Below are 25,356 nucleotides of genomic sequence, written 5' to 3' on the forward strand. Positions count from 1 at the left end.
TAGCCACGCTCGGGCGGGGCCGCTTGCAGGGGTCTTGCAGAAGTCTTGGAGGGACGCGGGATTTGTGCCGTAATTCGGCCAGCACTGTGATCGCGCTCACAGGGAACCACCTACTGGCGCTGATGCGCCGTCTGGGCAAGAATGCGCGCCGCCTCGGGACCTATTGAAGGGCGGTGCGACCATTCATGGCTGATGATTCATTGTTCGCCGAGGATTTCGCCGAGCGCCCGCATTGGTGGGAACTGGCTGCGCCGGAGGCCTGCGAAGAAGGCGACCTGCCGGCCACCGCAGATGTGGCGATCGTTGGTTCGGGGTACACCGCGCTGGTTGCAGCAGTTCATCTGGCGCGGGCCGGTCGATCGGTCCTGGTGCTGGAGGCAGCGGAGGCGGGGCACGGCGCCTCGCGCCGCAATGCCGGCTATCTGGGCCGCACGCTGAAGCGTTCTTTCACCTGGCTGGAATCGCACCACGGCGCAGAATTTGCGACCCGCGTCTATCGCGAGCTGGATGCTGCGCGGCAGTGGGTCTGGTCGCTGACCGCGGAGCTCGGCATCGACTGCCACATCGCGCAATGCGGCCGCTTCATCGCCGCCACGTCCGAAGCGCACTACAATGATCTGGCGCGGGAGCTCGAGACCATGCGCCGGCGCCTCGACTTCCCGTACGAGATGGTCGCGCCTGCGGATGTGCGCCGCGAGCTGGCGAGCGATGCCTATGTGGGCGGCGCGGTCATCCCCGATCTCGGCTCCATCCATCCGGCGCTCTATCATCGCGGCCTGCTGCAGGCGGCGCGCGCAGCGGGCGTCCGCGTTTTCACCCACACGCCGGTGACTGATATCACGCGCGACGGCAAATCCGCACAGGTCACGACGCCGCGCTGGTCCATCACAGCGCGCGAGGCCATCATCGCCACCAACGGCTATACGCCGCGGCATCTATCATGGCTGGCGCGCCGGGTCGTCCCGTTCGAGGGCTTCATGGCCGCGACGGAGGAACTGTCGCCGGCGCTGATGGCGAAGATCATCCCCAACGGCCGCACCGTGGTCGACAGCAATGTCAACATCAACTTCTTCCGCCCGGCGCCTGACCAGCGCAAGATCCTGTTCGGCGGCCTGACCGGCAGCCGGCCGCAGAACCTGCGCGACATGGCCGCGCGTCTGCACGCGATGGCAAGCCGTCTGCTGCCCGACCTTGCGCAGGTGCGCCTCAGCCGCGTTTGGAAGGGGCAATGTGCTGGCACCTTCGACTTCATGCCGCACATCGGCCGGCACGAAGGCCTGTGGTATGCGCTGGGCTATAATTTCGCGGGCGTGCCGATGGGCTCGTATCTTGGCTTCAAGCTGGCACAGCAGATGCTTGGCAAGAAAGACGGTGAGAGCGTCTTTGCCGCCACGCCGTTCCCGACCTTGCCGTTCTATACTGGCAATCCCTGGTTCGTGCCCATCGCCATGCGCTGGTTCGACTGGAAGGATGCGTGGGTCAGAGGTCAGAAGTCAGATGTCAGATGACAGAAGATCGGTCTATGATACCGCGCCAACTGACATCTGATCTCTGACATCTGATCTCTGAATGCCTATCTACATCACCTACCTGAATGGCCTCGACGTCGCGGAACTGAAGCTCACCGACGACGAGATCCTCGCCGCGGTCGAATCCAGCCTGGCGGCGCAAGGGCACGGCGCGACGGTCATCGAGCCGCGCATGCACCTGATCCCCGATGCCACCGTGCATGGCCATTTCAACGTGCTGCGCGGCGCGATCGGCGCGCCGATCGCGCTCGCAGGCGTAAAGATCGTCGGCGACTATGTGGACAACTACAAGCAGGGCCTGCCGTCGGAGATGGCGATCCTCACCCTGTTCGATCCCACGACCGGCATGCCCAAGGCAATCCTCGACGCCACCAGCATCACGGAGATGCGCACCGGCGCCGTCACCGCCCTTGGTGCCAAGTATCTCGCGCGCAAAGGCAGTAAGGTGCTGGGCCATGTCGGTGCGCGCGGAACCGCCTATTGGAACGTGCGCCTGCTCGACAAGCTGTTCGGTTTCGAGGAGATCCGTGTGCATTCGCGCCGCAAGGAAAGCCGCGATGCCTTCGCCACCCAGCTGTCACACGACCTGGGCAAAGAGGTGCGCGCCCTCGACAATTGGGAAGACACGGTCAAAGGCGCCGATATCGTGGTCGAGGCCTCGCGCCTGATGAAGCCTGAGCCGCTGCTCAAGACCGCGTGGGTCAAGCCCGGCGCGTTCGTCGTGCCCTATGGCACGATGAGCGCGGTGGAGCTCTCCTTGACCGACATCATGTCCAAGCTGGTGGTGGATGATTGGGGTCAGTGCAAGGCGGGCCAGTTCGGATCGCTCCGCGCCCATGTGGAAGCCGGCAAGCTCAGCGAGCAGACCCTGCACGCCGAGCTCGGCCAGATCGTCGCGGGATTGAAACCCGGCCGAGAGCGTGACGACGAGACCAACCTGTTCTGGCACCGCGGGCTTTCCTTGAGCGACATCGCACTGGGTCACGCGCTGCTGGAAAAGAGCGCACGGACGGGCATCGGTCAGAAACTCAGGTTTGCGTGAGTCGGCGCGCTGCGCGGCTTGGCCGGGATGACGGATAGAGAGCGGTTGTCAGTTCGCCCTTGAGGATCGCTGCACCTACCGCTTCGATCTCCGCGCTCAGCGAGCGGTCCTCGTCCACCATCTTCGACAGCCGGCGCACCCACGCATACGCGCGCCTCGCACCCACGCCGAGCTTTGCCACCTTGCGCAGATCCACGGCTTGCGCCGCGACGATCAGCTCCATGCCGGTGATCATTGCCAGCTTGTCTACGATCGTGCGCGTTTTCGCCACCACGCGCGGTGCCATGGTGGCGTAATCCTCGATGCCGTCGGCCGTCGGCAGCACCAGCAGGCAGCAAGGCTGCGCCAGGTGGCGAATATCGGATTCCAAAGCCGCCGACACCTTCGTGAGCCCGGCGAGGCCTGCATGCATCGCCCCCCGTGGACTGAGGAACCGTGGCAAGTCGCTCAAAGCGGGCGACTGCATCTTTGCGACGCGCTGGGCGGCGAGGATGGCCGTCTGCGCCAGCGCCTGGCCGAGCCGTTCGAATTCCAGCACCAGCGCCGTGATGTCGAAATTACCGGTCATGACCATGCCGCCGTGATCCGCCAGCACGGCCGGGTTGTCACTGCCGCTGTTCAATTCCTGCTCCAGCACCGCGCGGGCGCTCGCCAGCGCCGCGAGTGCTGCGCCATGGACGCTGGGAAAGCAACGGAAGCTCAACGGATCCTGCACCCGGCGCGCCGCGCCGGGCTTCAGCAATGCGCTGCCCTTGAGCAGCGCCATGATCGCGGCCGCGGCGTCCGCCTGGCCCGGCGCAGGGCGCAGCTGTGCGAGGCGCGGATCGAACGGGTCGAGATGGCCGCGAAAGCCTTCGAGACTGAGGGCCATCGCCGCGCGCTGCGCCTGCAGAACGATGGCTGCGTCACGCAGCGCCAGCGCCCCCAGCCCCAGCGAGGCCGCGTTGGCACTGACCAAAGCGATACCATCCTTCGGCCCCAGCGCCACAAGCTCGATCCCGGCGCGCCGCATCGCATCCACACCTTTCATCATCTTGCCGTCGAATTCTGCTTCGCCCGAACCGATCAGCGGCAGCATGGCGTGGGAGCATGGCGCGAGGTCGCTTTCGCCGACAGAGGCAATCGACGGCACCGCCGGATGTACGCCTCTGTTCAGCATGGCCACGATCCGCTCCGCCAGCGCGGGCGAAATGCCGGCGGCACCCTGCGCGAGGCCGATGAGGCGCGCCGCCATGAGCGCGCGCACCTCATCAGTCGAGAGACGCGGCCCGATCCCGACGGAACGCGCCACCAGTACCCGTGCCTGAAATGCGCTCATCTCCGCTGGCGATAGCTTTGTGTCGACGCCGGCACCCAGTCCGGTGTTAAGGCCATAGATCGGCTTGTCACCCGCCGCCAGCCGGTCGACCACCGCGCGCGCCGCCTTCATGCGCCGCTTCGCGGCAGTTCCAAGTTTCACGGCCGCCCCGTGCCGTGCGATCGCCACGAGCTCATCGATCGTGATTGCACGGTCGCCGATGGCGACTGTATTGCGCGCGCTGCGGTTTCTAAGAGTTGACATGCAATGGGGTCCCGGCCCTGTGGCGGCGGGATGTTAGGCAGGACTCTGCCGGCCGGTCCAGCCTGGACTATCGGATCACCGATCCAGTGCCTGCCGCCAGGCGCCGAGATGCCAGCCCTGCGCCCCGATCTGCGGCAGTGCCACGTCCGGATAGTGGTGGAGCGCCAGGATGCAGTCCACCATGCGATCGTCGGCGGAGAGCGGGTAGAACACCCGCTCCGAATCGATGAAGCCGCGCCCTGGAAACGGCATGCCATAGCGGCCGTAATGGGGCATGCAGGTCGCGACCACCCGCGTCAGATCCTCCAGCACGCGCGGGCGCGAAGCCGGGTCGACCACGTCATCGACGAAGCGGCGCGCATAGTCGAGCTGCGCTGCTTCGCTCTGCGCAGTTCCGACCAGGCGAAAACGAAAGCGCACGGCATCGTTCTCCAGCACCACGTCGATTAGATTGACGAAGGGCAGCAGGTCCGGGAAGCGCAGCGGATCGAGATCGCTACGGCACGCCATGCGCCGGGCGCCTTGCAGGCCGGCGAGATAGTCCCGCATCCTGCCAAAGCGCGCATCCAGAGTGTCGAATGCGACATTCATCGCGAGTTCCCTTGCCCCGTCCTCATGCCACCACTCTGACCGTCGATCACGGCTTTGTGTAATGCCTTTTCGGCATGAAATGGGGGTGACCGAACGTCTCCAATGACCACGCTCCGTCATCACCGGGCCGATGCGCAGCATCGAGACCCGGTAATCCAAGTCTGCCTGCGCCGCTCTGAGATAAACTTGGATGACCGGATCTTCCTCCGGCAATGACGGTAGAGTAGAGAGCCTGAAGTGTCGCTCTTACTTCCGTGGCACCGTGGCTGGGTCTAGGCGCGACATCGGCACGGCGGCTTCCATCACGATCTTCACCGCGACATTGGTGGGAACGACCCGCTGGGCGGAGACGATGAGGGAGCGCGCGGCGACCGCGATGTTCATCGGCCAGAGCGTCGGCTCTGTCTTGGCGAGATGCTGGCGCGCCTTGGCCCACAGGCGGTTCACGGCATCGCGCGGCAGGACATTGGGCGTGCGCCCATCGGGCAGGCGCGGGATGCCGAACTCCGGCGTGCCGACGCTGGCGGCGCAATGTTCCAGCATCTCTGTCACGTCCGGATGCTCGCTGGTCGTGCTCTTGGATGTGCCGGTGATGATCTTCCAGATCGAGAGATAGCGCGGATCGAGCGAGCCGATCAGCTTGTCGGTCTCCGCCGAGAAATAGAACTTCTCGCCGGCGTCATTTGTGCGCACCTCGAACACGTCGGTGGGGCTCAAGCCGCCGGTCTGCACCACGCCTTCCCAGATCGCGCGTTGCGCGGCATAGCCTGCGAGCGCGCCGACGATGGTCAGCACCGTCACGTGGTTCATGTCCGGCTCGACGGCGAGCTCCGCTTTCAGCCATTCGATGAGTTGTGCCGCGACCTTGCTATAGGCCTGCGCCGGCGCGGCGGGCGCCGTCTCGAACAACGTCGCGACACTCTGCGGCGCAGAGGCCGCCGGCGGCAGCGTCGGCTCCGCGGCTTTCGCGGCAGCGGGTGCCGTATTCGGCCGCGCCGACGAATTGATCTGGCCGGGCTGCAGCCCTTTGCGCATGATGCCGGCGATGCGGTCGGTCGCATCGCCGCTGGATTGCGCGCGCGGCTCGGTCACGGTGCGCTTGGTCGAGTCCGACTGCACCTTGCGGAAAATCGCTGCGATCCGATCGCGCGTATCGACCGGTCCGGTCGGCTGCGCCGTCGGCTCCTTGCGCGCCACCACCTCGGCGAATTTGGCCTTCAGCTGGCTTTCGACGTTCCCGCCTTGAGCACGCGGCTCTGATGGCGCAGCTTGCTCGGACGTTGTTGCAGCGCCCATCGCAGGCTTCGCCTCGGCTGTCGCCGGAGAGCCGGCAAGCGGCGCGGCGCTCGCTGCGATCGGCTGGGCCGTCTTCGCGGCCGCGGCGGCCGGCGCGACCGGCTGCGTGCCTGGCGCCTGGGGCGCAGTTGGCGGCGCCTCGTCCGAAGTCTTGGCGATGCCGGACAGGAACCCCGCCGCGCGGCGGAGCAGGGGCGACTTGCCTTTCGCGTCGGGTGCTGCGCTCGGCTTGGCGGCCTCGCGCTTGGCTGCCTCCAGCTTCTCGGCTTCGAGGCGCGCGGCCTCTGCCTGCTCGGCCGCCACGCGCGCGGCTTCGAGCCGCTCGGCTTCCAGTCGTTCCGCTTCCAGGCGCTCTGCCTCGAGCCGTTCTGCCTCGAGCCGCTCCGCTTCGCGCTTCGCGGCTTCGATCCGTTCGGCCTCGCGCTGGGCATTCTCGCGGTTGAGCGCTTCCAGGCGCTCGGCTTCCAGGCGCGCCGCCTCGTTCTGCCGTGCCGCTTCCCGGCGCGCGACTTCGAGCTTCTCGGCTTCGCGCTTCGCCGCCTCGCGGGTCTCCGCTTCGATGCGCTGCGCCTCGGCGATCGAGGCTTCCAGACGGGCGGCTTCGCGCTGGGCTTCCTCGCGTTTGGCCGATTCCATCTTGGCGGCTTCGGCCTTCAGCGCCTTCAGCTTCGCCGCTTCCGCCTTGGCCGCCTCGAGGCGCGCAGCTTCGCGCCCCGCCGCCTCGCGATTGGCATATTCCAGCCGCTCCGCTTCCAGGCGGGCGGCCTCGCTCTTGGCGGCCTGCTCCCTGGCGGCTTCGATCTTGGCGGCCTCCAGCGCGGCCGCTTCCTGCCGCGCGGCTTCGAGGCGCACTGCTTCCTGCCGGGCTGATTCCAGCTTCTCCGCTTCCTGCCGCGCGGCCTCGCGCGCGGCGGCCTCCAGCTGCTCGGCCTCGAGACGCGCGGCCTCGCGCTTGGCGGCTTCGGCCTTGGCGGCTTCCAGCTTCGCGGCTTCGACCTTCGCCGCTTCCTGGCGGACCGCTTCGAGGCGCGCGGCCTCGCGCTTCACCGCTTCCAGCTTCTCCGCTTCCTGCCGCGCGGCCTCGCCCGCGGCGGCCTCCAGCTTCTCGACCTCGCGGCGCGCCGCCTCGCGCTTGGCGGCCTCCGCCTTCGCGGCTTCCAGCTTGGCGGCCTCGAGCTTCGCGGCTTCCAGGCGCGCGGCTTCGACCCGCGCCGCTTCCTTTCGCGCGGCCTCGAGCCTTTCGGTTTGGAGACGCGCCGCCTCTCTTGCGGCGGCTTCGACCTTCTCCGCTTCCTGCCGCGCAGCTTCCAGGCGGGCGGTCTCTTGCCGCGCTGCTTCCAGCTTTTCCGTTTCGATGCGCGCTGCCTCGCGGGCTGCTTCCGCCAGCTGCTCGGCTTCCAGGCGTGCGGCTTCGATGCGCGACGCCTCGCGCTTGGCGGCCTCGAGCTTTTCTGTCTCGATCCGGGCGGCCTCGCGCGCGGCGGTTTCCAGCCGTTCGGCTTCCAGGCGCGCCGCCTCCCGCTCGGTCGCCAGCGCACGGGCGGCTTCCAGTCGCTTCTGCTCGATCTCAGCCGCTTCGCGTCGCGCGGCTTCGATTCGTTCGGCCTCGCGCTTGGCAGATTCCAGGATCTGTGCCTCGCGCGCCGCTGCCTGCCGCGCGGCGATCTCCAGCTTCTCCGCTTCACGCCGCGTCGCTTCGCGCTTGGCGGCGGTTGCGCGCGCTGCCTCCAACCGCTCCAGCTCGCGCTGCTCGAGCGCGCGATTGGCTGCTTCCAGGCGCTCGGCTTCCAGGCGCAGCGCTTCGGCCTTCGCGGCCTCCGCTTTGGCGGCTTCCAGCCGCGCCGCTTCGCGCTCCGCTGCCTCGCGGTTGGCCGCCTCCAGCCGTTCGGCTTCGACACGCGCTGCCTCGCGGCGCGTGGCCTCGGCGCGGGCTGCTTCCAGCTTCGCCATGTCGGCGTCGGCGTGCGGCTGATTGCGCGGCAGCGGCGTGACGTTGTCGGCTTCCAGCAACGCTTCCGTCTGCTGCGCGATCTGCTCGGCGGCCTCGGCCTCAGCCTTGGCCTTGGCGGCCTTCGCCTTCGCCTCTTCGTCGTCGCCGGCGAAATAGAAGCGCTTCTCGCGCTTGAAGGTCAGCTTGGATTCGTCCGGCGGCACCTCGACCGGGGGCTGCTTCGGCTTGCCCGGCGCGTTGATCTCCGGCGTCCGGTTGTAGACCTTGACCAGCTTCACCTCTTCGCCAGGCGCGATCGGCGCCGCCTTGCGCCAGTTGGTGGCGGGCGTCTCCTCGACCGGTGTGCTGGTGAAGTCGTCGTCAGCGCTCTTTTTCTTGCGCGACTTGGGCGGAGCAGGTTCGAAGACCTGGTCCTGGCTGCCGACCGGCGTTGCGCGTCGGCCGAAGGTTGGGCCATCGCGATCAGACTGCGCCATCTGAGGTTGGCCCTTCACGGAAATCAGTTATTCGGCACAGTCGCTGGATCCACCCGGGACATCGGCACCGCAGCTTCCATGACGATTCGCACGGCCAGATCCGGCGCGATCGAGCCTTTCATCGCCTGCATCAGCTTCTGCGCGGCATTCGCCATGTGCAGCGGCCAGTGCAGCGGCTCGGCCAGGGCCAGCAACAGGCGGGCGCCGGGCCAGAACCGCTCGAGCGCGGCGCGCGGCAGGATGCTGGGCAGGTGATTGTCAGGCAGGCGCGGCAGGCCGAAGGCCGAGGTTCCCGCGGTCGCCGCGCAGTGGCGCAGCAGGTTGCCAATGTCCGGCAGGTGGTCGCCGCCGCTGGCGAGCGTGCCGCCGGCGACGATCTTCCAGATCGAGAGATGCTTCGGCTCCATCGAGGCGAGGAGCGCGTCGAGTGCGTCGCCGAAGAAATAGGTGGCACCCGAACTCGTCTCCACCACCTGGAAGGCTTGCGTGATGGCGAGCTTGCCGGGCTTGACCATGCCTTCCCACAGCGCCTGCTGCGCGGCGTAGCCGGCGAGCGCGCCGATCACGGTCAGGAGGGTCTCGCAATGAATGCCGCGCTCATCCTTAAGCTCGCGCATCAGCCAGTCGGCGATGCGCGTCGGGATGTCGCCGAGTGCCGGTTCGCCACTGATGGCAGCGCCGGGCTCCGAGACTTCGACGAAACGCTGCTCCGGCTTGCGGAACTGCGGCTGCCCGCTGGCGGCGGGTGCGGCGTCGATTTCGTTGGGCTGCATCGCGGGCGTGGCGCCGACCGGAGTCGTGCGCCGGCCGAAGCCACCGGGCTGCGGCTGGAAGCGCGGCAGGCCGTCACCGAACTTCGCCTCGACCTGCTTCTGGTCGGAGCTTTCGGTCTCGACGGAACGCGCGCCCTTCGAACGATCAAGCATGGATTACTCTTTCGGAAGGGTCACGGGATCGATCTTTGACATCGGCACTGCGGCCTCCATCACGATCTGCACGGCGATGTCGGGCCTGATCGCGCTCTTCAGCTCCACGATCAGCGCGCTTGCAGCCATCGCCAGATGCAGCGGCCAGCTCATCGGCTCCGTGCCTGCCAGCTTGCGCCGTGTCGCGGCCCAGAAGCGGCTCACCGCTTCGCGCGGCAGAATGTCGGGCATGTGCACGTCCGGCACGCGCGGGATGCCGAACTCCTCATGGCCGACCGTGGCGGCACAATGCTTGATCATGTTGTTGACGTCGGGGAGATTGATGGCGCCCGCCGCGTGGCCGCCCTCTGACACGACCTTCCAGATCGAGGAATGGCCTTCGCCGCGCAAGCCGTGCTTGTCGACGATGATTTCGTTGAGCAGGTCGCCGAAGAAGAACACTTCGCCTGAGCGCGTCTCGATCACCACGAAGGCCTGATCGAGCGTCATCTTGCCGGGCTTCACCAAGGTTTCGCGGATCGCCTGCTGTGCGGCGTAACCCGCGAGCGCGCCGAGCGAGCACAGCACCGCTTCGTGCTGGATCGACCTGCCGCGGCGCAGTTCCTCCTTCAGCCATTCCAGCAGCTCGTTCGAGAGATCGTCCGCCACGAGCGGCACTGCATGCTCGCCGGCCGTATCATGCGCGGCCTGCAGACCGAAGGACTTACTGGGTGCGAATTCGTCTGCACCGTTGCGCGCACCCCGGTCATTCGCGACTGCGGGCAGCGGCATGCCATCGGTCGTCGCGGGGATCGGAGTCTGGCGGCGGCCAAAACCACCGGACGACGCGGGCTGCGAAGCGGCCGCGCCGAACGCGGTCGCGCGCGGCTGCGCAGCAGCGCCGACCTTGTCCTGCTCTTCAACCTGACCGCTCAGAACCTTCATCCACAAACCGATCAAACACGATGAAAATCCAATGAATCTCGCACTTTACGAGCATACCGCTGATGCCATGGCTTGCAAAGCGCGATGCTCTACTTTTAGCGCGAAATGGTGAATCGATAGTTTACGAAAGGTGAATATGCCTGCTCTGACGCGCTCTTGAGCCGCGTCGTTGCAAGCGCGTACGAGCGCGATGCGAGACCTGTGCAAGCACGTGTGTATGCAATGCAGAAAATTTGAGTCAACACGTCGGCATCACCTGGTGCGACTCTCTACGCGAGCATGCGTGGCGCGAATCGCGTGAGAGTTAGTCGATGCGCTGCATGTCCGGATGATCGGGCACGATCACCCACGGATGGCGGCGACGCTCATAGACGGAGAAGCGCGGTGCTGGAAATGACACGTCGGCGAAGGCGCCGACGGCGACAGCGATCAGCTCAGGAAAGCCGCTGAGCGTCCAGTAGACGGTCGAGCCGCACGCGGGACAGAATCGAAACGTGACGCGGTTGCCTTCATCGCCGACACGCGCGAACTCCGTCGCCTCGCCCTCGATCTTCGTCACCTGCTCGCGACGGAAGCGCGCTTGCACGCCAAACGGGCTGCCGGTCCGCTTCTGGCACTCCAGACAGTGACACATGGAGAGTCGCACCGGCTCGCCTTCGCAGGTGACGCGCAACTGGCCACAAGAACAAGATGCCTGGCGGGTCGTCATGAGTGCGCTCCGCTTGCCCCCCGTCGCACTTTAGGCGTTCCGAGCGTGAGGTTAAATCGTTAAGACCGGCCTGTGAGGCAGATCACTGCACTTTTGCCGGCGAAACCCGATATCAGGGGCGTGGGCCGCTTCGGGCGGCCGGTGCGCCGTGTGTGACGCTGATCACAAGAGGGACGCGGCGCACCTTCATCCCTTTCATGCCCTTCATTGGAGTACGTGATGACGATGCGTTTTGCATATGACGGCGCTGCGGCCTATGTGGAGCCGCGCTCTTCGTTTCCCACCAAGCTCAGCGCGCTGCTGAGCGCGGTGACGACGACGCTACGCCTGTGGGCGCGCCGCCACCACGACCGCCGCGATCTCTTGCGCCTCGACGACCACATGCTGCGCGACATCGGCCTCGACCGCTCGCGCGCCGGCGAAATGGCGTCACGCCCGTTCTGGCAGGCGTGACCGCCGTTCGCGATCGCGATAGACTGGCGCGCGAGAGCATTGCATGTGGTGGGAGTGAACCATGCCTGAGCCGAGGAAAGCGCGCGCCATCGGATTCAATCACGTCGCCCTGATCGTCGGCGATATCGACGAGGCGCTGGAGTTCTACGGACGCCTTTTCGACTTCACCCTGCGCGAGCGCGAGCCGGGCGCCGCCTTCATCGATCTCGGCGACCAGTTCCTCGCCTTGCAGAAAGGCGAGAACAAGGCGCCGAACGACGGCCATCATTTCGGCCTGGTGGTCGACGATAAGGAGGTCGCGCGCCAGGCGATCCTCGCCGCCGGCATCAAGCCGCTGCCTGGTCCCTTCCTCGATTTCCTCGACCCCTGGGGCAACCGGATCGAGATCATCGGCTACAGCAACATCCAGTTCACCAAGGCCCCGCACATCCTGCGCGGCATGGGCCTTTCGCACCTCAGGAAGACCGACGGCGCGCTGAAGGAGCTCGCGGAAAAGGGCATGGCGCCGGACTGACCATCCGCAAAGGGCGATCAGTCGATGGCAAGCGCGTTGATGGCACGCACATAGGCCTCATGGACCCGGGTCTCGAAGCCGACGAAGCAGACGCGCTCCAGCGATCCGCCGCGTCGCAGAGCCGCGACTGTCTCGTCCAGCGCGATCGCGACCGCCGCCTCCAAAGGATAGCGGTAGATCCCGCAGCTGATGGCTGGAAACGCGATCGACCGCAGGCCCTTCGACTGTGCAAGCTCGAACGAATGTGCATAGCAGCTCCTCAGGAGCGCCGGTTCGTTGTGCTTGCCGCCATTCCATACCGGTCCGACGGTGTGAATGATGTATTTCGCGGGCAGCCGATAGCCGCCGGTGATCTTTGCGTCGCCGGTCTTGCACCCGCCGAGCAACCGGCATTCATGCACGAGATTCGGCCCCGCCGCGCGATGAATCGCACCGTCGACACCGCCGCCGCCGAGCAGCGAGGTGTTCGCCGCGTTGACGATCGCATCGACAGCCAACTTGGTGATGTCGCCCTTGACGGCCTCGAGCTTCTTCCGGATTGACATGAGCCAACTACGATTGGCGAAGGCACGGGTTTACAAGATCTTGCCGCCTGCAGCCGCTCGAAGCCATCCCGAAAATAGAGGGGCGCGGGCGTCGATCCGCTGGAGTGGCGCACGCCGCGGCGCGCCTCAGCGGGCCACGATCTCGATGCCGCCCTGCTTCTGCTCGCCGACGTAGAGCAGAACACAGCGTGCCGTGCCGCCGCATCGCTTGATGGCTTCGCGGTTGGCGAGTTCCTGCGGCGCGCCATCCCTGGGATCGCACGCCTTGCCGCCGGAATAGCCGCTGTTGATTGGGCAGTTCGCGATCTCCACGTCCGATCCATCGTTGGCGATCGCCAGCGCCCACGCGCGGCCGCTGGATTTGGCGTTCCCGAGATAGGTATCTATCTCGGCCTGCACCTGCGGAGAGATGCCGATCGTCGCGACGGGGGCCGGTGCAAGGGTCGACAGGCTGGGCACGCTCGGCGCGGCGCTGGCGATCTCATACTGCACCTTGATCTCGTCGCGTACCGCGAACAGGACACATTCCGTCCCATAGGTCTGTCCGCAATAGTCAAGAACCTCCTTGTTGTAGGTCGTGCGCGTTCGGCATCGCGTGTCGGGGCACCAGGTGTAGAAGGCGCTCTGCCCATCCTTGCTGATGGCGAAAGCACCCGGCCGGACGCCCTTCCCGATTTTCTTGAGATACTCCTGGTACGCGCCCCAGACTCCGCTATCGATGACGTATGTCTCCGCTGCCGCGCCGCGACTCAGCAGCGCCGCCGAAAGCGCCAGCGCGAGCCCGATCAGAATCGCCCTCATCACGTCCCCCAAGCTGCAGGCGAACAACCCCGATCGGTTCGCCAGCCGGGATATACAACCAAAAAATCGCGGCGTTGGAAAGCGCGGAAATGTGCGGGCGCGCGCTACGAGCAGCCCTCGACATATTCCACTTCGGGCACGCGGCCGGCGTAGAACGACGTGACCTCGCCCTGCAGCGTCTCGAAGCGCACGGCCGACTTGCGGTCCCTTGCCCAGATCGTGAGGTAATTGCCGTCAGGCGCGACATATTTGTGTGGTGTCACTTCGATCGTGGGCCAGGCCTCCTTCAGGTGCGCCTCGCTATCGCCGACGCCGAGCCCGCTCTTGGTGGTGATGCCCCGCGCGTTCACTTCCACCCGCACCACGCGGTCGTTGGAGATCATGAACCACAGCCCCTCGACCTCCGGCTCGGGCCGCAGGTAGTGGCATTCCGGCTCATCGATCGGTCCGTCCGACACCAACTTTACGCCGAGTGCCTGCGCCGCCTCATCCACGCTCATGCCAATCTTCACCGGCCCGTAGCCGGCGGTGGTGATGCGCCAGTCGTCGGCGGACGCTACGTTCGCGCCGATCGCGTTCACGAAAGACAGCGCCGCCGCGATCAAGATCGCTCGCGAGACCAGTAAAGTCATTCCATGGTTGGAGTGGCTCAACCCCATCAAATCCTCGCTTCTACCAGCGCGCCTCACGAGAATACTGCCAGTCACGGGGCAGGCGAGGCAACTCATCACGCAGCCTTCAAATCATGCCGCATGATCGGGCGGGCCGATGCGCGGCGCGCGACCTCCTTGAAGCCCGCCCGTGCGAAGGCCGAAGCGGTGCCGGTGAAGACGTTCCGTGTCGCGTTCGGCACGGCGGTGTCGACGGGGTAGGCTTCGAGTACGGGCACCTTCGCTCGCTTTGCGGCCTTGACGGCGGCCGCGATGAGCTCGGACATGACCTGCTGTCGGCGATAGCCGCGCCGCACGTAGAAGCAGGAGATCGACCAGACTGGCCTCTCATCCACGCGCTCGAACCACCGGGTCTGGTAAAGCCACGGCAGGGCATCGCGCGGTGTGAGCTGGCACCAGCCCACCGCGAGGTCGCCATCGAAGGCGAGCAAACCCGGCGGCGGCCCGCGCCTCACGATCTTTCGCAGCGCCTGCCTGTTCTCCTCGCGCGGCCGCTCATGATAAGCGCGGCCGATCCGCCAATACATGCACCAGCAGCCATTGCTGGCGCCCGACTTGCCGAACAGATCCTCGAGCGCCGGCCAGAGATCGGGGGCCAGCGGACGGATCGCGAGCGTCATGTCGCGACGGTGCGAAGCACGTCGATCCGGCCCCTGCCTCAACGCTCGGCCGTCCAGACCACCACGGCCTTGGGCGCGCCCTTGCTGGTGGTCGCCGAGAGCGAATGCAAGTTGACGCCCTTCTTGGCGAGCTTCTCGAGATAGGCCACGAGCGTGCCGGGCTTGTTGGGCAGCTCCACCACCTCCGCTGTCTCTTCCGTGAAGGCGACGTTCGCATCTTTCAGCGCCTTCACTGCCTTGCGCGGGTTATCGGTGACGATCTGCATTAGGTTCTGCGGGTTCCAACCCAGGATCGAGACGATGTTGACGCCCGCTTCCGCGAACGACCTGATGCCCTCCGCCACGCTGCCCCGCCTGTCCTCGGTCCGAATGGTGATGAGCTTTGACTTTGCCATGCGATCCTCCTCCCGGTTCGGCGCATTACAATTGCGCTCGATTCGGCCGCTATTCGGCTGCTGCTGCATGAGGATACGAAGCCGGTATCTATAGTCCGAAATGGACAGGGAGTCGAATGGGGGCGAGCGAGATTTCTCCCTAGCTGACCTCGACCACGAGGATGGGGTCAAAGTCCGGATTGAGCGCGTCAGGCGTATAGCCGCGTGGATTGCAGACCACGCGCGTCTGGCCGATGTGGTAATCGGCCGACTGATGGATGTGCCCGTGGACCCATAGGGCCGGCTGGTAGTGCTCGATCAGCGCGTCGAGGTCGCTGGCGTAGGCCGCCGCCAGCGGTCCGCGGCGATATCCGCCGGCCAGGCTCTTGGCGCTCGGCGCGTGATGCGTCATGACGATGGTGATGCCCTCGAACGGCGCGCTCAGCTCATCGGTGAGGAATTGTCGGCTGAGGCTGTGAAGGCGCAGCACATCCATCGGCTCGAGGCAGCGCGTTCCTTGATGCACTTCGTCCCGGACCTCGATCCGATAGAAGTCGTTCATCTGCAGGTGCGCCTGCGCCATGGCACCGCTGCGCGTCTCGGGCCCGAACAGCGCGAAATCGGTCCAGAGGGTCGCCGCGATGATGCGCACCGGTGTGCCGTCCGCGCTCGTCAGCGCCCACGTCTCGCGCTCGAGAAATCGGATCTCCTGCTGCCGCGTGCGCGACGCCTGCCCGGCGGCGTCGCGGCTGGCCGCGATCATGGCGAACAGGCTGTCGCCATAGCCTTCATGATTGCCGCCGATCATCGCGACGTGCTGCGCGAAGGTCTCCGCCGCCCAGCTCGTGGCCCGCCGCCGCACGTCGATGTCGCCGGCAAGCAACACCAGCTCCGCCAGCGCGCCCGACCGCACCTCCGGTGCCAACTCGATCGCGCCGAACTCCAGATGCAGGTCCGAGAAGACGTGGACGCGCACCGTCCGCTCCCGCCTGTTAACAGGTCATCCAAACGCTATCTCCGTCGGCGGGCGGCCTGCAAGCTGACCAAGGTGCGCGGTGAAACCAGCAAGTTCGGAGCCTCCGATTATCTTAACAGCGAGGAGGCCATCCGGGAGTTCCTTGCAGCTGCGATGGAAGGTCGGAATTCCGACGTATTCCTGGCGGCGCTCAGCGAAGTGGCGAAGGCCCCGGGGCATCGCTGCACTCGCCGAACGCAGCGGCCTTGGCCGCGACAGCCTCTACAAGACGCTCGCGCCCGGCTCCAAGCCGCGCTACGAGATGATCTGCAAGCTGGTGGACGCGCTGGGGGTGAAGCTGACGGTGAGGGCCGCGTAAGTCGACTCTGACCCTCATTCCGCTCCCCAGCTCCAAGCCGCGCTACAAGACGATCTACACGTTCGTGGACGTGCCTGGGGGTCAAGTTAACGATAAAGACAGGGTCTAGAGATCGACTCCGTCCTTCTTGGAGAATCGATCGAAGACCACAGGTCGGGCAATCTAGTCCCTGAATGTCGCGACGATCGTCCAGCGGCCGTTTTGCTGTTTGGTGCACGCGATAGCGACGGCCCCATCGGCCGCAAAGCCGGCCACGTTCGACGCGAGTCGATCCCCGGTCACATTCTTCTTTTCTTCCTGCCTCATGCTCTCTCCAAGCTATTCCTACAATAGCTCCTGAACGGCTTGCGCCCGCTCCTGCGCATATGTGTCGCAATCAACAAACGACTGCACCGAAATGCCGTGACCGGCCGCATCGATCCAGGCCTTTAGTCGATCGCGAAACCCAGGTTCTTGCTCGATCGCAGTTTCCAATTTCATGGTCGCGTCGTCTGGCTCTGCCTCACAGCTAGTGCGCTTGATCGCCTCCTCTGCTTCCAGCAGGAAACGATTTTGGATTTCCGCTCGCCGCGCCAGATTCTCGGCGGCGTCGCCAGTTGCAAAAAACTGCGACACGCCCAGACCTGTGCTTTGGAACGTTGGAACCTTTACGCCCATGTCGATGGCGGCAAGGACCGAAGCGTATTTGTCAACAGCACGGCCGCCGCCCGCGGGCTCTTCACTGCCAAGGGGAATGAAGGAATACTCCTTACGCTTGTACCCGAAGGAGATGCTGTCGGGGACCTCGCCGGTGAACGTCACCTTGAGGCCGATGTGCGATCCGGTGCCAAACACCGCCAGCTTGCGAGAGTCCGTGTACATCGGCTTTTCATCTAGCTTCACGTCGCCAACCTTCTCCGCGGTAACCAGCTTGGAGGCATCGCCCGTGGCATAGAGCTGCCGGACTTCGGGACTAAAGATGGAAAGGTTGGATTCGATCTTGGCGACGACCGGTGGGATTGCGCCGGTACTGTATGCAGGCCCGATATAGCCCTCATAGCGATCGTAGCCGATATTGGCGTTCGGCGGCTTGCTGTCTGCATCGATGCCGATCGTCGTGGTTGTCACGAACAGGACGTGGTCAGTTCCTGCGCAACCCGCCGATACGAGGGTCAGTGCAACGATGGCAGTTTCCCTAATAGGGCGGGTTCTGCGCGGCAGACGAGTTCTTAGCGCCATCTGTGTATCCCCCGATCGTTAACGGATTACCCAGAACGAGTGCGTTGTCTTTGAGGACGGCTGTCACTGAACGATTGTAGCCAAGCGTCACGCTGGCGCTGTCGGGCATATCGCTAATGGAAAGCCCAACTGTCGTTACGTCGATTACGTGGCCGGCCGTCGGCGCCGCGGAGTCCGGCGGCGGGATAACAAGGCTTGCAAACCCGATGACGTGACGCACACCATCCTTATCGACGTAGTCGACCGCGCAGCCGCCGAGCAGCAACGCGCCCGCGGCACATGCACGCAGGATCCACCGCAGGGCGGCAGGGATCCCCGCCTTGCAAGATCGATGAACCATCACCCGCCCCCGCCCGGTGTATTCCAGTTGGTGGCACAGGCTATGCGTGTTTCAACCTAAAGTCCAGCCCCATCCAAGCGCTGTTGGCCGGCCTAACTTGGTGCCACCGGGAACATGGGCACAGGGCGGCAACGAACCTGATCTGCGGGAAGTACGTCCTTAGAGGATAAACTTGCTCAGGTCCGCGTTCTTCGCGAGCGGGGCGACACGCTCCGTCACGTACTTGGCGTCCACCGTGAACTCCGTCCCCGACTTCTCGCTCGCGGTGAAGCTCACTTCCTCGAGCAGCTTTTCCATCACGGTCTGCAGGCGGCGGGCGCCGATGTTCTCGACGCTGGTGTTGATCTCGCTCGCCAGGTCCGCGATCGCGTCGATCGCATCGTCGGTGAAAATGAGGGTCAGCTCCTCGGTGCCGAGCAGGGCCTCGTACTGGGTGATAAGGCTGGCTTCGGGCTCGGTCAGGATGCGCTTCAAGTCATCGCGCGTCAGCGCGGCGAGCTCCACGCGGATCGGCAGGCGGCCCTGCAGTTCGGGCAGCAGGTCCGCGGGCTTCGCGATGTGGAAGGCGCCGGACGCGATGAAGAGGATGTGGTCGGTCTTCACCGGTCCATGCTTGGTCGAGACCGTGGTGCCTTCGATCAGCGGCAACAGGTCGCGCTGCACGCCTTCGCGCGACACGTCCGCGCCCACGCGCTCCGAGCGCGCGCAGATCTTGTCGATCTCGTCCAGAAAGACAATGCCGTGCTGCTCGGTCATCTGGATGGCCTCGCCCAGCACTTTTTCCTGGTCCAGCAGCTTCTCGCTTTCCTCCGCGATCAGCGGCGCGTAGGCCTCGCGCACCGTCGTGCGGCGCGCCTTCGTGCGGCCGCCCAGCGCGTTGCCCAGCATCTCGTTGAGGTTGATCATGCCCATGGAAGCGCCGGGCATGCCGGGAATCTCGAAGGTCGGCAGCGAACCCGCGCCGGTATCCTTCAGCTTCAGCTCGATCTCCTTGTCGTCCAGTTCGCCGGCGCGCAGCATCTTGCGGAACTTGAGCCGTGTGTCGGCGCTGGCGCCCTCGCCCACCAGCGCGTCGAGCACGCGCGATTCCGCCGCCTCCTCGGCCTTGGCCTGGACCTGCCGCTTCATCTTGTCCTTGGTCATCAGGATCGCGAGCTCCAGCAGGTCGCGCACGATCTGCTCGACGTCACGGCCGACATAGCCCACTTCAGTGAATTTGGTCGCCTCGACCTTGATGAAGGGCGCCTGCGCCAGCTTGGCGAGGCGGCGCGCGATCTCGGTCTTGCCGACGCCGGTCGGGCCGATCATCAGGATGTTCTTCGGCATCACCTCTTCGCGCAGCTCCGGCGAGAGCTGCTGCCGGCGCCAGCGATTCCTGAGCGCGATCGCCACGGCCCGCTTGGCCTCATCTTGGCCGACGATATGCCGGTCGAGCTCGTGCACGATTTCGCGCGGCGTCAGCGAACCGGCGTGACTGGTGCTGACCTCGCTCTCCTTGGGCGTGCGGTTGATGTCGTTCATGATCGTCACAGCTTCTCGAAAATCACGTTCTGATTGGTATAGATGCAGATGTCGGCGGCGATCTTCATCGCCTTCTTGGCGATCGCCTCGGCCGACATGCCGTCCACGTCGATGAGTGCGCGCGCCGCGGCCAGCGCGAAGGAGCCGCCGGAGCCGATGCCGATCAAGCCATCCTCCGGCTCCAGCACGTCGCCCGATCCGGTGAGCACGAAGCTCGATTGCTTGTCCGCCACCGCCATCATGGCCTCGAGCCGGCGCAGATACTTGTCCTGCCGCCAATCCTTGGCCAGCTCCACGCAGGCGCGCGCCAGCTGCCCGGGATGCTTCTCCAGCTTGCCTTCCAGCCGCTCGAACAGCGTCAGCGCATCGGCGGTCGAGCCGGCGAAGCCGGCGATCACGTCACGCCCCTCGCCCTTGGAGAGGCGCCGCAGCTTCTTCGCGTTGGATTTCATGATGGTGTTGCCGACGCTGACCTGGCCGTCGCCGGCCAGCACCACGTCGGAACCCTTGCGCACCAGCAGAATGGTCGTGCCGTGCCAGGGGGCGAGCCCGTGCCGGGCCCTGTCATCCGTATCGCTCATTGGCCTCAAATAGGCGCCCGGGATTAACGAATCAAGCAAAAGCCCTGTGACCAGCCGCCGCCCCCTCCCCTGCGCCTCATGCGGGGCATTAACCCTGGCATTCCAAGCCCTTCGCTGCTACAAGGCCCGGCCAGAGAGAGGTGGCAATGGCCCGGACACGGCAAGGCAAGGTCGAGCGCAAGACCAAGGAGACCGAGATCTCGGTCACCGTGGATCTGGACGGCACAGGCACGTCCGAGATCGCGACCGGCATCGGCTTCCTGGACCACATGCTGGACCAGCTCTCGCGCCATTCCTTGATGGATCTCACGGTCAAGGCCAAAGGCGACCTCCACATCGACTTCCACCACACCACGGAGGACACCGGCATTTGCATCGGCGAGGCGGTGGCGAAGGCGCTGGGCGACCGCACGGGCATCCGCCGCTGGGGCGAGGCGACCGTGCCGATGGATGAGACGCTGACGCGCGTGGCGCTCGATGCCTCCAACAGGCCTTACCTGATCTGGAAAGTGAACTTCTCCAAGCCGAAGCTGGGCGAGATGGACACCGAGCTGTTCAAGGAATGGTTTCAGGCCTTCGCCCAGAATGCCGGCCTGACTCTCCACGTGGAGAATCTCTACGGCGAGAACAACCACCACATCGTGGAAAGCTGCTTCAAGGGCTTGGCGCGCGCGCTCCGCCAGGCGATCGAGATCGACCCCCGCAAGTCGGACGCCGTGCCGTCGACCAAGGGCGTGCTATGATTCAGATGTCAGAAGTCAGATGTCAGAGGTCAGGTGTGATCCGACATTCGGGCGTAACGCGCCATACTGACATCTGACATCTGCCCTCTGACATCTGGATTGCCATGCAGGTTGCGATCGTCGATTACGGGGCCGGAAACCTCCGCTCCGCCGAGAAGGCATTGGCCGCAGCCGCCAAGGACTCGGCGCGCGTCATCGTGACCGCTGATCCGGACGCGGTGCGCAAGGCGGACCGCATCGTGCTGCCCGGCGTCGGCGCCTTTGCCGCTTGCAAGCACGGGCTGGATTCGCTCCCCGGCATGGTCGAAGCACTGGAAGAAGCGGTGCTGAAGCAGGGCAAGCCGTTCCTCGGCATCTGCGTCGGCATGCAATTGATGGCGAGTGTCGGTGTCGAGTTCGGCACACATAAAGGACTCGACTGGATCAAGGGCAAGGTGGTGGTGCTTGATCCCGCCGACAAATCACTGCGCATCCCGCAGATGGGCTGGAACGATCTCAAGCTCGCGCATGTTGGACACCGAGCGCTCGCAGCGACCAGGAACGGTGATCATGCTTATTTCGTCCACTCCTTTCATTTCGTCGCCGACCGATCCCAAGATGTGCTGGCGACAGTCGAATATGGCGGGCCTGTGACGGCGATCATCGGGCGCGACAACCTGCTGGGCGTACAATTCCATCCTGAAAAGAGCCAGCAGGTGGGGTTGACTCTCCTGGCGAGCTTCCTGAAGTGGAATCCCTGATGACGCAGATGCCCAAACCAGACACCAAGGTCGAAGTCGTTACCAAGCTCACGCGCGGCGACCTCGCCGACCTGTGCCACGCGGCGGAGGATGCGATCGAGGCCGGCGGCGGGTTCGGCTGGCTGAAGCCGCCGCGGCGCGACGTGATGGAAAGCTACTGGAAAGGCGTGCTGATGGTGCCGGAGCGCACCCTCATCGTCGGGCGCCTGGACAACGTCATCGTCGGCTCGGCGCAGCTGGTGCGCCCGCCCAAGAACAACGAGGCGCAGGCGCACAGCGGCCAGCTCACCACCAGCTTCATGGCGCCCTGGGCGCGCGGCCACGGCCTGGCGCGCATGATCGCGGAAGGCGTCGAGAATCACGCGCGCTCCCTCGGCCTGCGCGTGCTCAATCTCGACGTGCGGGAGACCCAGGAAGCCGCCATCACGCTCTATCGCTCGCTCGGTTATCATGAGCTCGGCCGGCATCCGCACTACGCGCGGGTCAACGGCGTCTATGTCGCCGGCCTGTATTTCTGGAAGGACCTGAACGGCAACGGGAACGGCGCCACTCAAGGAAGCAAAGCGTCGTGATCCTGTTCCCCGCCATCGACCTGAAGGACGGCCAATGCGTGCGCCTCGTCAAAGGCGACATGAGCCAGGCGACCGTCTTCAACGCCGATCCCGCGGACCAGGCGCGCCGGTTCGCGCATGCCGGAGCTGAGTGGCTGCATCTGGTGGACTTGAACGGCGCCTTCGCCGGCAAGCCGGTGAACGCGGCGGCGGTCGAGGCGATCCTGAAGTCCGTGAAGATTCCCGTGCAGCTCGGTGGCGGCATCCGTGACCTCGCACGCATCGAAGACTGGTTCCGCCGCGGCATCGCGCGCGTCATCCTCGGCACGGCCGCGCTCAAGAATCCGGCGCTGGTCAAGGAGGCGTGCCGCAAGTTCCCCGGCAAGATCGCCGTCGGCATCGACGCCAAAGGCGGCAAAGTCGCGGTGGAAGGCTGGGCAGAAACGAGCGACGTCACCACGCTCGACCTCGCGCGCAAGTTCGAGGATGCCGGCGTCGCCACCATCATCTTCACCGACATCGACCGCGACGGCTTGTTGCAAGGCGTCAACGTCGTGAGCACGGCAGAACTGGCGCGCAGCGTCTCCATCCCGGTCATCGCCTCCGGCGGCGTGTCGTCCGTCACCGACCTCGATGCTTTGCTGAAAGTCGCGCCGTCGACGCGCACCTACGGCGGCGGCATCATCGGCGTGATCTCCGGCCGCGCCCTCTATGACGGCCGGCTGGACTTGGCCCAGGCACTTAAGCGCCTGAAGGAAGCGGCGCGATGCTGAAAATGCGCGTCATTCCCTGCCTCGACGTGAAGGACGGCCGCACCGTCAAGGGCGTGAACTTCGTCAACCTCGTCGACGCCGGCGATCCCGTTGAGCAGGCGACGCTCTATGACGAAGCAGGCGCGGACGAGCTCTGCTTCCTTGATATCACAGCCAGCCACGAGAACCGCGACACGCTCTATGACGTGGTGGCGAAGACCGCCTCGGTCTGCTTCATGCCGCTCACCGTCGGCGGCGGCGTGCGCAGGATCGAGGACATCCGCAAGCTGCTGCTGGCCGGCGCCGACAAGGTGTCGATCAACACCGCCGCGGTGAAGGAGCCGGCGTTCGTGCGTCAGGCCGCCGAGAAGTTCGGCGCGCAATGCATCACCGTCTCGATCGACGCCAAGCAGGTGGCGCCGGAGCGCTACGAGATCTTCACCCATGGCGGCCGCAATCCGACCGGCATCGACGCCGTGGCGTTCGCGCGTCAGGTCGCAGAATTGGGCGCCGGCGAGCTGCTGGTCACCTCAATGGATCGCGACGGCACCAAGCAGGGCTACAATATCCCGCTGACCCGCGCGATCGCCGATGCGGTGCGCGTGCCGGTGATCGCCTCCGGCGGGGTCGGCACTCTTGATCATCTGGTGGAGGGAATCCGCGACGGCCACGCCACCGCCGTCCTCGCCGCCTCGATCTTTCACTTCGGCGAGTTCACGATCGGGCAAGCGAAGGCTCATATGGCAAAGGCGGGCCTGCCGATGCGCCAGTAATCTGGGATCAGGTATCGGGGATCAGAAAAGCGTATATTCTGATTACTGATTCCTGATACCTGACTTCTTGCGGCAAGGAGGAGAACGTATGTCCGAATTGGAGGGCGTGCTGGAACGCCTATACACGACCATTGCCGCCAGGCGCACGGCCGACCCGGGCAGTTCCTATACCGCGAAGCTGCTGCACGAAGGCCGCGCCAAGATCGCGAAGAAAATGGGCGAGGAAGCGGTCGAGACGGCCATCGCGGCGGTCGCCAATGACAGCGACGCCGTGGTCTCGGAGAGCGCGGACCTGCTCTATCATCTGCTCGTGCTATGGGTCGATTGCGGCGTGGAGCCGGACGAGGTCTGGAACAAGCTGGCCGCGCGCGAGGGCACCTCGGGCCTCGCCGAGAAGGCGTCACGGCCGCAGATCTAAGCCAGGAGGCAACGATGACCTATGATTCCAACAACGTGTTTGCCAAGATCCTGCGCGGCGAGATCCCGTGCAACAAGATCTATGAGGACGAGCATGTGCTGGCCTTCAAGGACATCCGCCCACAGGCCAAGGTGCATGCGCTGGTGATTCCGAAAGGCGCCTATCTCTCCGCCCAGGATTTCGGCGAGAACGCCAGCGTCGAGGAGATCGCCGCGATGCAGCGCACCATCTCGAAGCTCGCGCGCGAACTGGGCGTCGCCGAGACCGGCTACCGCCTGATTGCCAACAGCGGAGCCCACGGCCACCAGGAAGTGGCGCACTACCATGTCCACATCCTCGGCGGCCAGCCGATGGGCAAGATGGTGAACTTGCCGTAAGGCTACATGAGCAGCCGCCAGGCCTGGATCCAGACCGCGTTGTTGATCGCCAGGATGAACAGCACTAGCGCCGCTGCGCACGCGACAGTGCGCACGTGATTCCATCGCGTCCAGTCGCGCACATAGTCGGACCAGCGTCGGGCGCTGTCGGGCGCCTCGGCATCGAGCGCGGCCAGCGCGTTGTTGAGGGGCACGTTGCCGCGCATCGTCACCAGGATCGATCCAAGCAGATAGATGCCTCCGCCCAGCAGTGTATACATGCTGCCGTCTTCCCAGCGCAGGAACGCCATGACGATCGCCACGATGGAGATCGCGCCCGTTCCCATGAAGATCGACAGGAACAGCCGGTTGAGCACCGTGACGTTGATCGTCTGCATGGCGCGCATGCCCTCGGTCGGCGCCAGCCGCGCCAGGGCCGTCATCACGAAACTGGAAAAGGCGAAGAACACGCCGGCCATCAAGCCGCTGCCGAGCGCGCACAAGAAGATGAGAATGACGAATAGTGTGTCCATGGTGCCGACCCCCGATCAGGGATCCGACGGTAGCACAGACTTCGCCTTAAGAGAGCGCCATCAGATCCGCGCGCAGCGCATCGGCCGAGCGCTTCAGCCGCCGCTCCAGCGCGGCATGCGTCCGCTTCCAGATCGGCACCGCCGCCGCCAGCAGTGCCCGCCCCTCGGCGGTCAGCGCCAGGCGGCGGCTGCGGCGATCGCTCTCATCCACCTTGATCGAGAGGAGGCCGCGCCGTTCCAGCGGCTTCAGATTGGCGGTCAGCGTGGTGCGGTCCATGGCGAGCAGCTCCGCCACGCTGCCCATGGTGGGCGGGTCCGGCCGGTTCAGCGACATCAACAACGAGAACTGCCCCTGCGTGATGTCCAGCGGTCGGAACACGTCGTCGAACCGGCGCGCCACCACCCGCGCGGCGCGCTGCAAGTGCAGGCACAGGCAGGTATCGCGCACATGCAGCGTGGTTTCGAGCGGCACCAGCTTGCGGTTTGACATCAGCTGATTATGTTGATATCAAC

General features: G+C 65.3%; 31 protein-coding genes and 1 pseudogene. 13 read left to right on the forward strand and 19 right to left on the reverse strand.

Annotated features, from left to right (window positions below; genetic code table 11):
• Positions 1-185 precede the first annotated feature (185 nt).
• Positions 186-1,508 carry an NAD(P)/FAD-dependent oxidoreductase gene (locus tag DTX69_RS15315; RefSeq protein WP_119302427.1) on the forward strand — a complete coding sequence of 441 codons (1,323 nt, stop codon included), beginning with the start codon at positions 186-188 and terminating at the stop codon, positions 1,506-1,508.
• Between the two features lie 61 nt (positions 1,509-1,569).
• On the forward strand, positions 1,570-2,571 hold the full coding sequence (locus DTX69_RS15320; protein ID WP_119302428.1) for an ornithine cyclodeaminase family protein: 1,002 nt from the start codon (positions 1,570-1,572) through the stop codon (positions 2,569-2,571).
• On the opposite strand, the gene DTX69_RS15325 is transcribed toward DTX69_RS15320, so the two are convergent.
• The 6 genes from DTX69_RS15325 to DTX69_RS15350 form a co-directional block, all read right to left on the reverse strand.
• Positions 2,558-4,132: an HAL/PAL/TAL family ammonia-lyase gene (locus tag DTX69_RS15325; protein WP_119302429.1), complete on the reverse strand. Its 1,575-nt coding sequence runs from the start codon at positions 4,130-4,132 to the stop codon at positions 2,558-2,560. The genes DTX69_RS15320 and DTX69_RS15325 overlap by 14 nt on opposite strands.
• Before the next feature lie 75 nt (positions 4,133-4,207).
• On the reverse strand, positions 4,208-4,723 hold the full coding sequence (locus DTX69_RS15330; protein WP_119302430.1) for a PAS domain-containing protein: 516 nt from the start codon (positions 4,721-4,723) through the stop codon (positions 4,208-4,210).
• 246 nt (positions 4,724-4,969) lie between these two features.
• Positions 4,970-8,446 (reverse strand): hypothetical protein, encoded by a 3,477-nt coding sequence (locus DTX69_RS15335; RefSeq protein ID WP_119302431.1) that lies wholly within the window; start codon positions 8,444-8,446, stop codon positions 4,970-4,972.
• A gap of 23 nt (positions 8,447-8,469) precedes the next feature.
• Positions 8,470-9,372 carry a hypothetical protein gene (locus DTX69_RS15340; RefSeq protein WP_119302432.1) on the reverse strand — a complete coding sequence of 301 codons (903 nt, stop codon included), beginning with the start codon at positions 9,370-9,372 and terminating at the stop codon, positions 8,470-8,472.
• A 3-nt stretch (positions 9,373-9,375) separates the two neighbouring features.
• Complete coding sequence (locus DTX69_RS15345; protein WP_119302433.1) at positions 9,376-10,296, reverse strand: hypothetical protein; 921 nt, start codon at positions 10,294-10,296, stop codon at positions 9,376-9,378.
• A gap of 304 nt (positions 10,297-10,600) precedes the next feature.
• Positions 10,601-11,005, reverse strand: a complete 405-nt coding sequence (locus DTX69_RS15350; RefSeq protein ID WP_119302434.1) for a GFA family protein — start codon at positions 11,003-11,005, stop codon at positions 10,601-10,603.
• A 219-nt stretch (positions 11,006-11,224) separates the two neighbouring features.
• Between DTX69_RS15350 and DTX69_RS15355 the strand changes: the two genes are divergently transcribed.
• Both DTX69_RS15355 and DTX69_RS15360 read left to right on the forward strand, forming a co-directional pair.
• The gene (locus tag DTX69_RS15355; protein WP_119302435.1) at positions 11,225-11,458 is read left to right on the forward strand and encodes a DUF1127 domain-containing protein; all 234 of its coding nucleotides are present in this window, start codon (positions 11,225-11,227) and stop codon (positions 11,456-11,458) included.
• Between the two features lie 61 nt (positions 11,459-11,519).
• Positions 11,520-11,972: a VOC family protein gene (locus DTX69_RS15360; protein WP_119302436.1), complete on the forward strand. Its 453-nt coding sequence runs from the start codon at positions 11,520-11,522 to the stop codon at positions 11,970-11,972.
• 17 nt (positions 11,973-11,989) lie between these two features.
• On the opposite strand, the gene DTX69_RS15365 is transcribed toward DTX69_RS15360, so the two are convergent.
• The 6 genes from DTX69_RS15365 to DTX69_RS15390 all read right to left on the reverse strand — a co-directional run bounded on the left by DTX69_RS15365 (position 11,990) and on the right by DTX69_RS15390 (position 15,959).
• Complete coding sequence (locus DTX69_RS15365) at positions 11,990-12,517, reverse strand: O-acetyl-ADP-ribose deacetylase (protein WP_284735804.1); 528 nt, start codon at positions 12,515-12,517, stop codon at positions 11,990-11,992.
• Between the two features lie 126 nt (positions 12,518-12,643).
• Entirely contained in the window at positions 12,644-13,318 is a 675-nt protein-coding gene (locus DTX69_RS15370; RefSeq protein WP_119302437.1) for a hypothetical protein, read from the reverse strand.
• A gap of 104 nt (positions 13,319-13,422) precedes the next feature.
• Positions 13,423-13,950, reverse strand: coding sequence for a hypothetical protein (locus tag DTX69_RS15375; RefSeq protein WP_119302438.1), 528 nt, complete (start codon positions 13,948-13,950; stop codon positions 13,423-13,425).
• Positions 13,951-14,045: 95 nt separating this feature from the next.
• Positions 14,046-14,609, reverse strand: a complete 564-nt coding sequence (locus DTX69_RS15380) for a GNAT family N-acetyltransferase (protein ID WP_284735805.1) — start codon at positions 14,607-14,609, stop codon at positions 14,046-14,048.
• A 38-nt stretch (positions 14,610-14,647) separates the two neighbouring features.
• Positions 14,648-15,004, reverse strand: coding sequence for a hypothetical protein (locus DTX69_RS15385; protein WP_162917209.1), 357 nt, complete (start codon positions 15,002-15,004; stop codon positions 14,648-14,650).
• Positions 15,005-15,143: 139 nt separating this feature from the next.
• Complete coding sequence (locus DTX69_RS15390; protein WP_119302440.1) at positions 15,144-15,959, reverse strand: metallophosphoesterase family protein; 816 nt, start codon at positions 15,957-15,959, stop codon at positions 15,144-15,146.
• Between DTX69_RS15390 and DTX69_RS31000 the strand changes: the two are divergent.
• Both DTX69_RS31000 and DTX69_RS15395 read left to right on the forward strand, forming a co-directional pair.
• Positions 15,930-16,106, forward strand: a pseudogene (locus DTX69_RS31000) (hypothetical protein); the annotation flags it as partial. The gene DTX69_RS15390 and the pseudogene DTX69_RS31000 overlap by 30 nt on opposite strands.
• Position 16,107: 1 nt before the next feature.
• Positions 16,108-16,317: a helix-turn-helix domain-containing transcriptional regulator gene (locus tag DTX69_RS15395; protein ID WP_407643988.1), complete on the forward strand. Its 210-nt coding sequence runs from the start codon at positions 16,108-16,110 to the stop codon at positions 16,315-16,317.
• 162 nt (positions 16,318-16,479) lie between these two features.
• Here the strand turns inward: DTX69_RS15395 and DTX69_RS30170 are convergent, their stop codons facing one another.
• From DTX69_RS30170 to hslV, 5 genes are all read right to left on the reverse strand, one after another.
• Positions 16,480-16,623, reverse strand: coding sequence for a hypothetical protein (locus DTX69_RS30170; protein ID WP_162917210.1), 144 nt, complete (start codon positions 16,621-16,623; stop codon positions 16,480-16,482).
• 18 nt (positions 16,624-16,641) lie between these two features.
• Positions 16,642-17,535: a hypothetical protein gene (locus tag DTX69_RS15400; protein ID WP_162917211.1), complete on the reverse strand. Its 894-nt coding sequence runs from the start codon at positions 17,533-17,535 to the stop codon at positions 16,642-16,644.
• Positions 17,492-17,875 (reverse strand): hypothetical protein, encoded by a 384-nt coding sequence (locus DTX69_RS15405; protein WP_162917212.1) that lies wholly within the window; start codon positions 17,873-17,875, stop codon positions 17,492-17,494. Before DTX69_RS15405 ends, DTX69_RS15400 begins: the two co-directional genes overlap by 44 nt.
• A 159-nt stretch (positions 17,876-18,034) precedes the next feature.
• A complete protein-coding gene (hslU, locus tag DTX69_RS15410) occupies positions 18,035-19,396 on the reverse strand; it encodes an ATP-dependent protease ATPase subunit HslU (RefSeq protein ID WP_119302635.1) in 1,362 nt (453 codons plus the stop codon).
• A gap of 5 nt (positions 19,397-19,401) precedes the next feature.
• Positions 19,402-19,977 (reverse strand): ATP-dependent protease subunit HslV, encoded by a 576-nt coding sequence (hslV, locus tag DTX69_RS15415; RefSeq protein ID WP_119302443.1) that lies wholly within the window; start codon positions 19,975-19,977, stop codon positions 19,402-19,404.
• 146 nt (positions 19,978-20,123) lie between these two features.
• Here hslV and hisB point away from each other — a divergent pair, with 146 nt between their 5' ends.
• From hisB to DTX69_RS15450, 7 genes are all read left to right on the forward strand, one after another.
• Entirely contained in the window at positions 20,124-20,720 is a 597-nt protein-coding gene (gene hisB / locus DTX69_RS15420) for an imidazoleglycerol-phosphate dehydratase HisB (RefSeq protein ID WP_119302444.1), read from the forward strand.
• 104 nt (positions 20,721-20,824) lie between these two features.
• A complete protein-coding gene (gene hisH, locus DTX69_RS15425) occupies positions 20,825-21,460 on the forward strand; it encodes an imidazole glycerol phosphate synthase subunit HisH (protein WP_119302445.1) in 636 nt (211 codons plus the stop codon).
• The gene (locus tag DTX69_RS15430; RefSeq protein ID WP_119302446.1) at positions 21,460-22,032 is read left to right on the forward strand and encodes a GNAT family N-acetyltransferase; all 573 of its coding nucleotides are present in this window, start codon (positions 21,460-21,462) and stop codon (positions 22,030-22,032) included. Before hisH ends, DTX69_RS15430 begins: the two co-directional genes overlap by 1 nt.
• Positions 22,029-22,784, forward strand: coding sequence for a 1-(5-phosphoribosyl)-5-[(5-phosphoribosylamino)methylideneamino]imidazole-4-carboxamide isomerase (gene hisA / locus DTX69_RS15435; RefSeq protein WP_119302447.1), 756 nt, complete (start codon positions 22,029-22,031; stop codon positions 22,782-22,784). The genes DTX69_RS15430 and hisA overlap by 4 nt, the downstream gene beginning before the upstream one ends.
• Positions 22,778-23,536 carry an imidazole glycerol phosphate synthase subunit HisF gene (hisF, locus tag DTX69_RS15440; protein WP_119302448.1) on the forward strand — a complete coding sequence of 253 codons (759 nt, stop codon included), beginning with the start codon at positions 22,778-22,780 and terminating at the stop codon, positions 23,534-23,536. Before hisA ends, hisF begins: the two co-directional genes overlap by 7 nt.
• An 88-nt stretch (positions 23,537-23,624) precedes the next feature.
• Entirely contained in the window at positions 23,625-23,954 is a 330-nt protein-coding gene (locus DTX69_RS15445; protein WP_119302449.1) for a phosphoribosyl-ATP diphosphatase, read from the forward strand.
• A gap of 14 nt (positions 23,955-23,968) precedes the next feature.
• A complete protein-coding gene (locus tag DTX69_RS15450; RefSeq protein WP_119302450.1) occupies positions 23,969-24,331 on the forward strand; it encodes a histidine triad nucleotide-binding protein in 363 nt (120 codons plus the stop codon).
• A gap of 2 nt (positions 24,332-24,333) precedes the next feature.
• On the opposite strand, the gene DTX69_RS15455 is transcribed toward DTX69_RS15450, so the two are convergent.
• Positions 24,334-24,843, reverse strand: a complete 510-nt coding sequence (locus DTX69_RS15455) for an anthrone oxygenase family protein (RefSeq protein WP_119302451.1) — start codon at positions 24,841-24,843, stop codon at positions 24,334-24,336.
• Positions 24,844-24,889: 46 nt separating this feature from the next.
• Positions 24,890-25,333 (reverse strand): MarR family winged helix-turn-helix transcriptional regulator, encoded by a 444-nt coding sequence (locus DTX69_RS15460; RefSeq protein WP_119302452.1) that lies wholly within the window; start codon positions 25,331-25,333, stop codon positions 24,890-24,892.
• Positions 25,334-25,356: the final 23 nt, after the last annotated feature.

Origin of the sequence: Dongia deserti, from assembly GCF_003574735.1 — a bacterium.
Taxonomy (GTDB): domain Bacteria; phylum Pseudomonadota; class Alphaproteobacteria; order Dongiales; family Dongiaceae; genus Dongia_A; species Dongia_A deserti.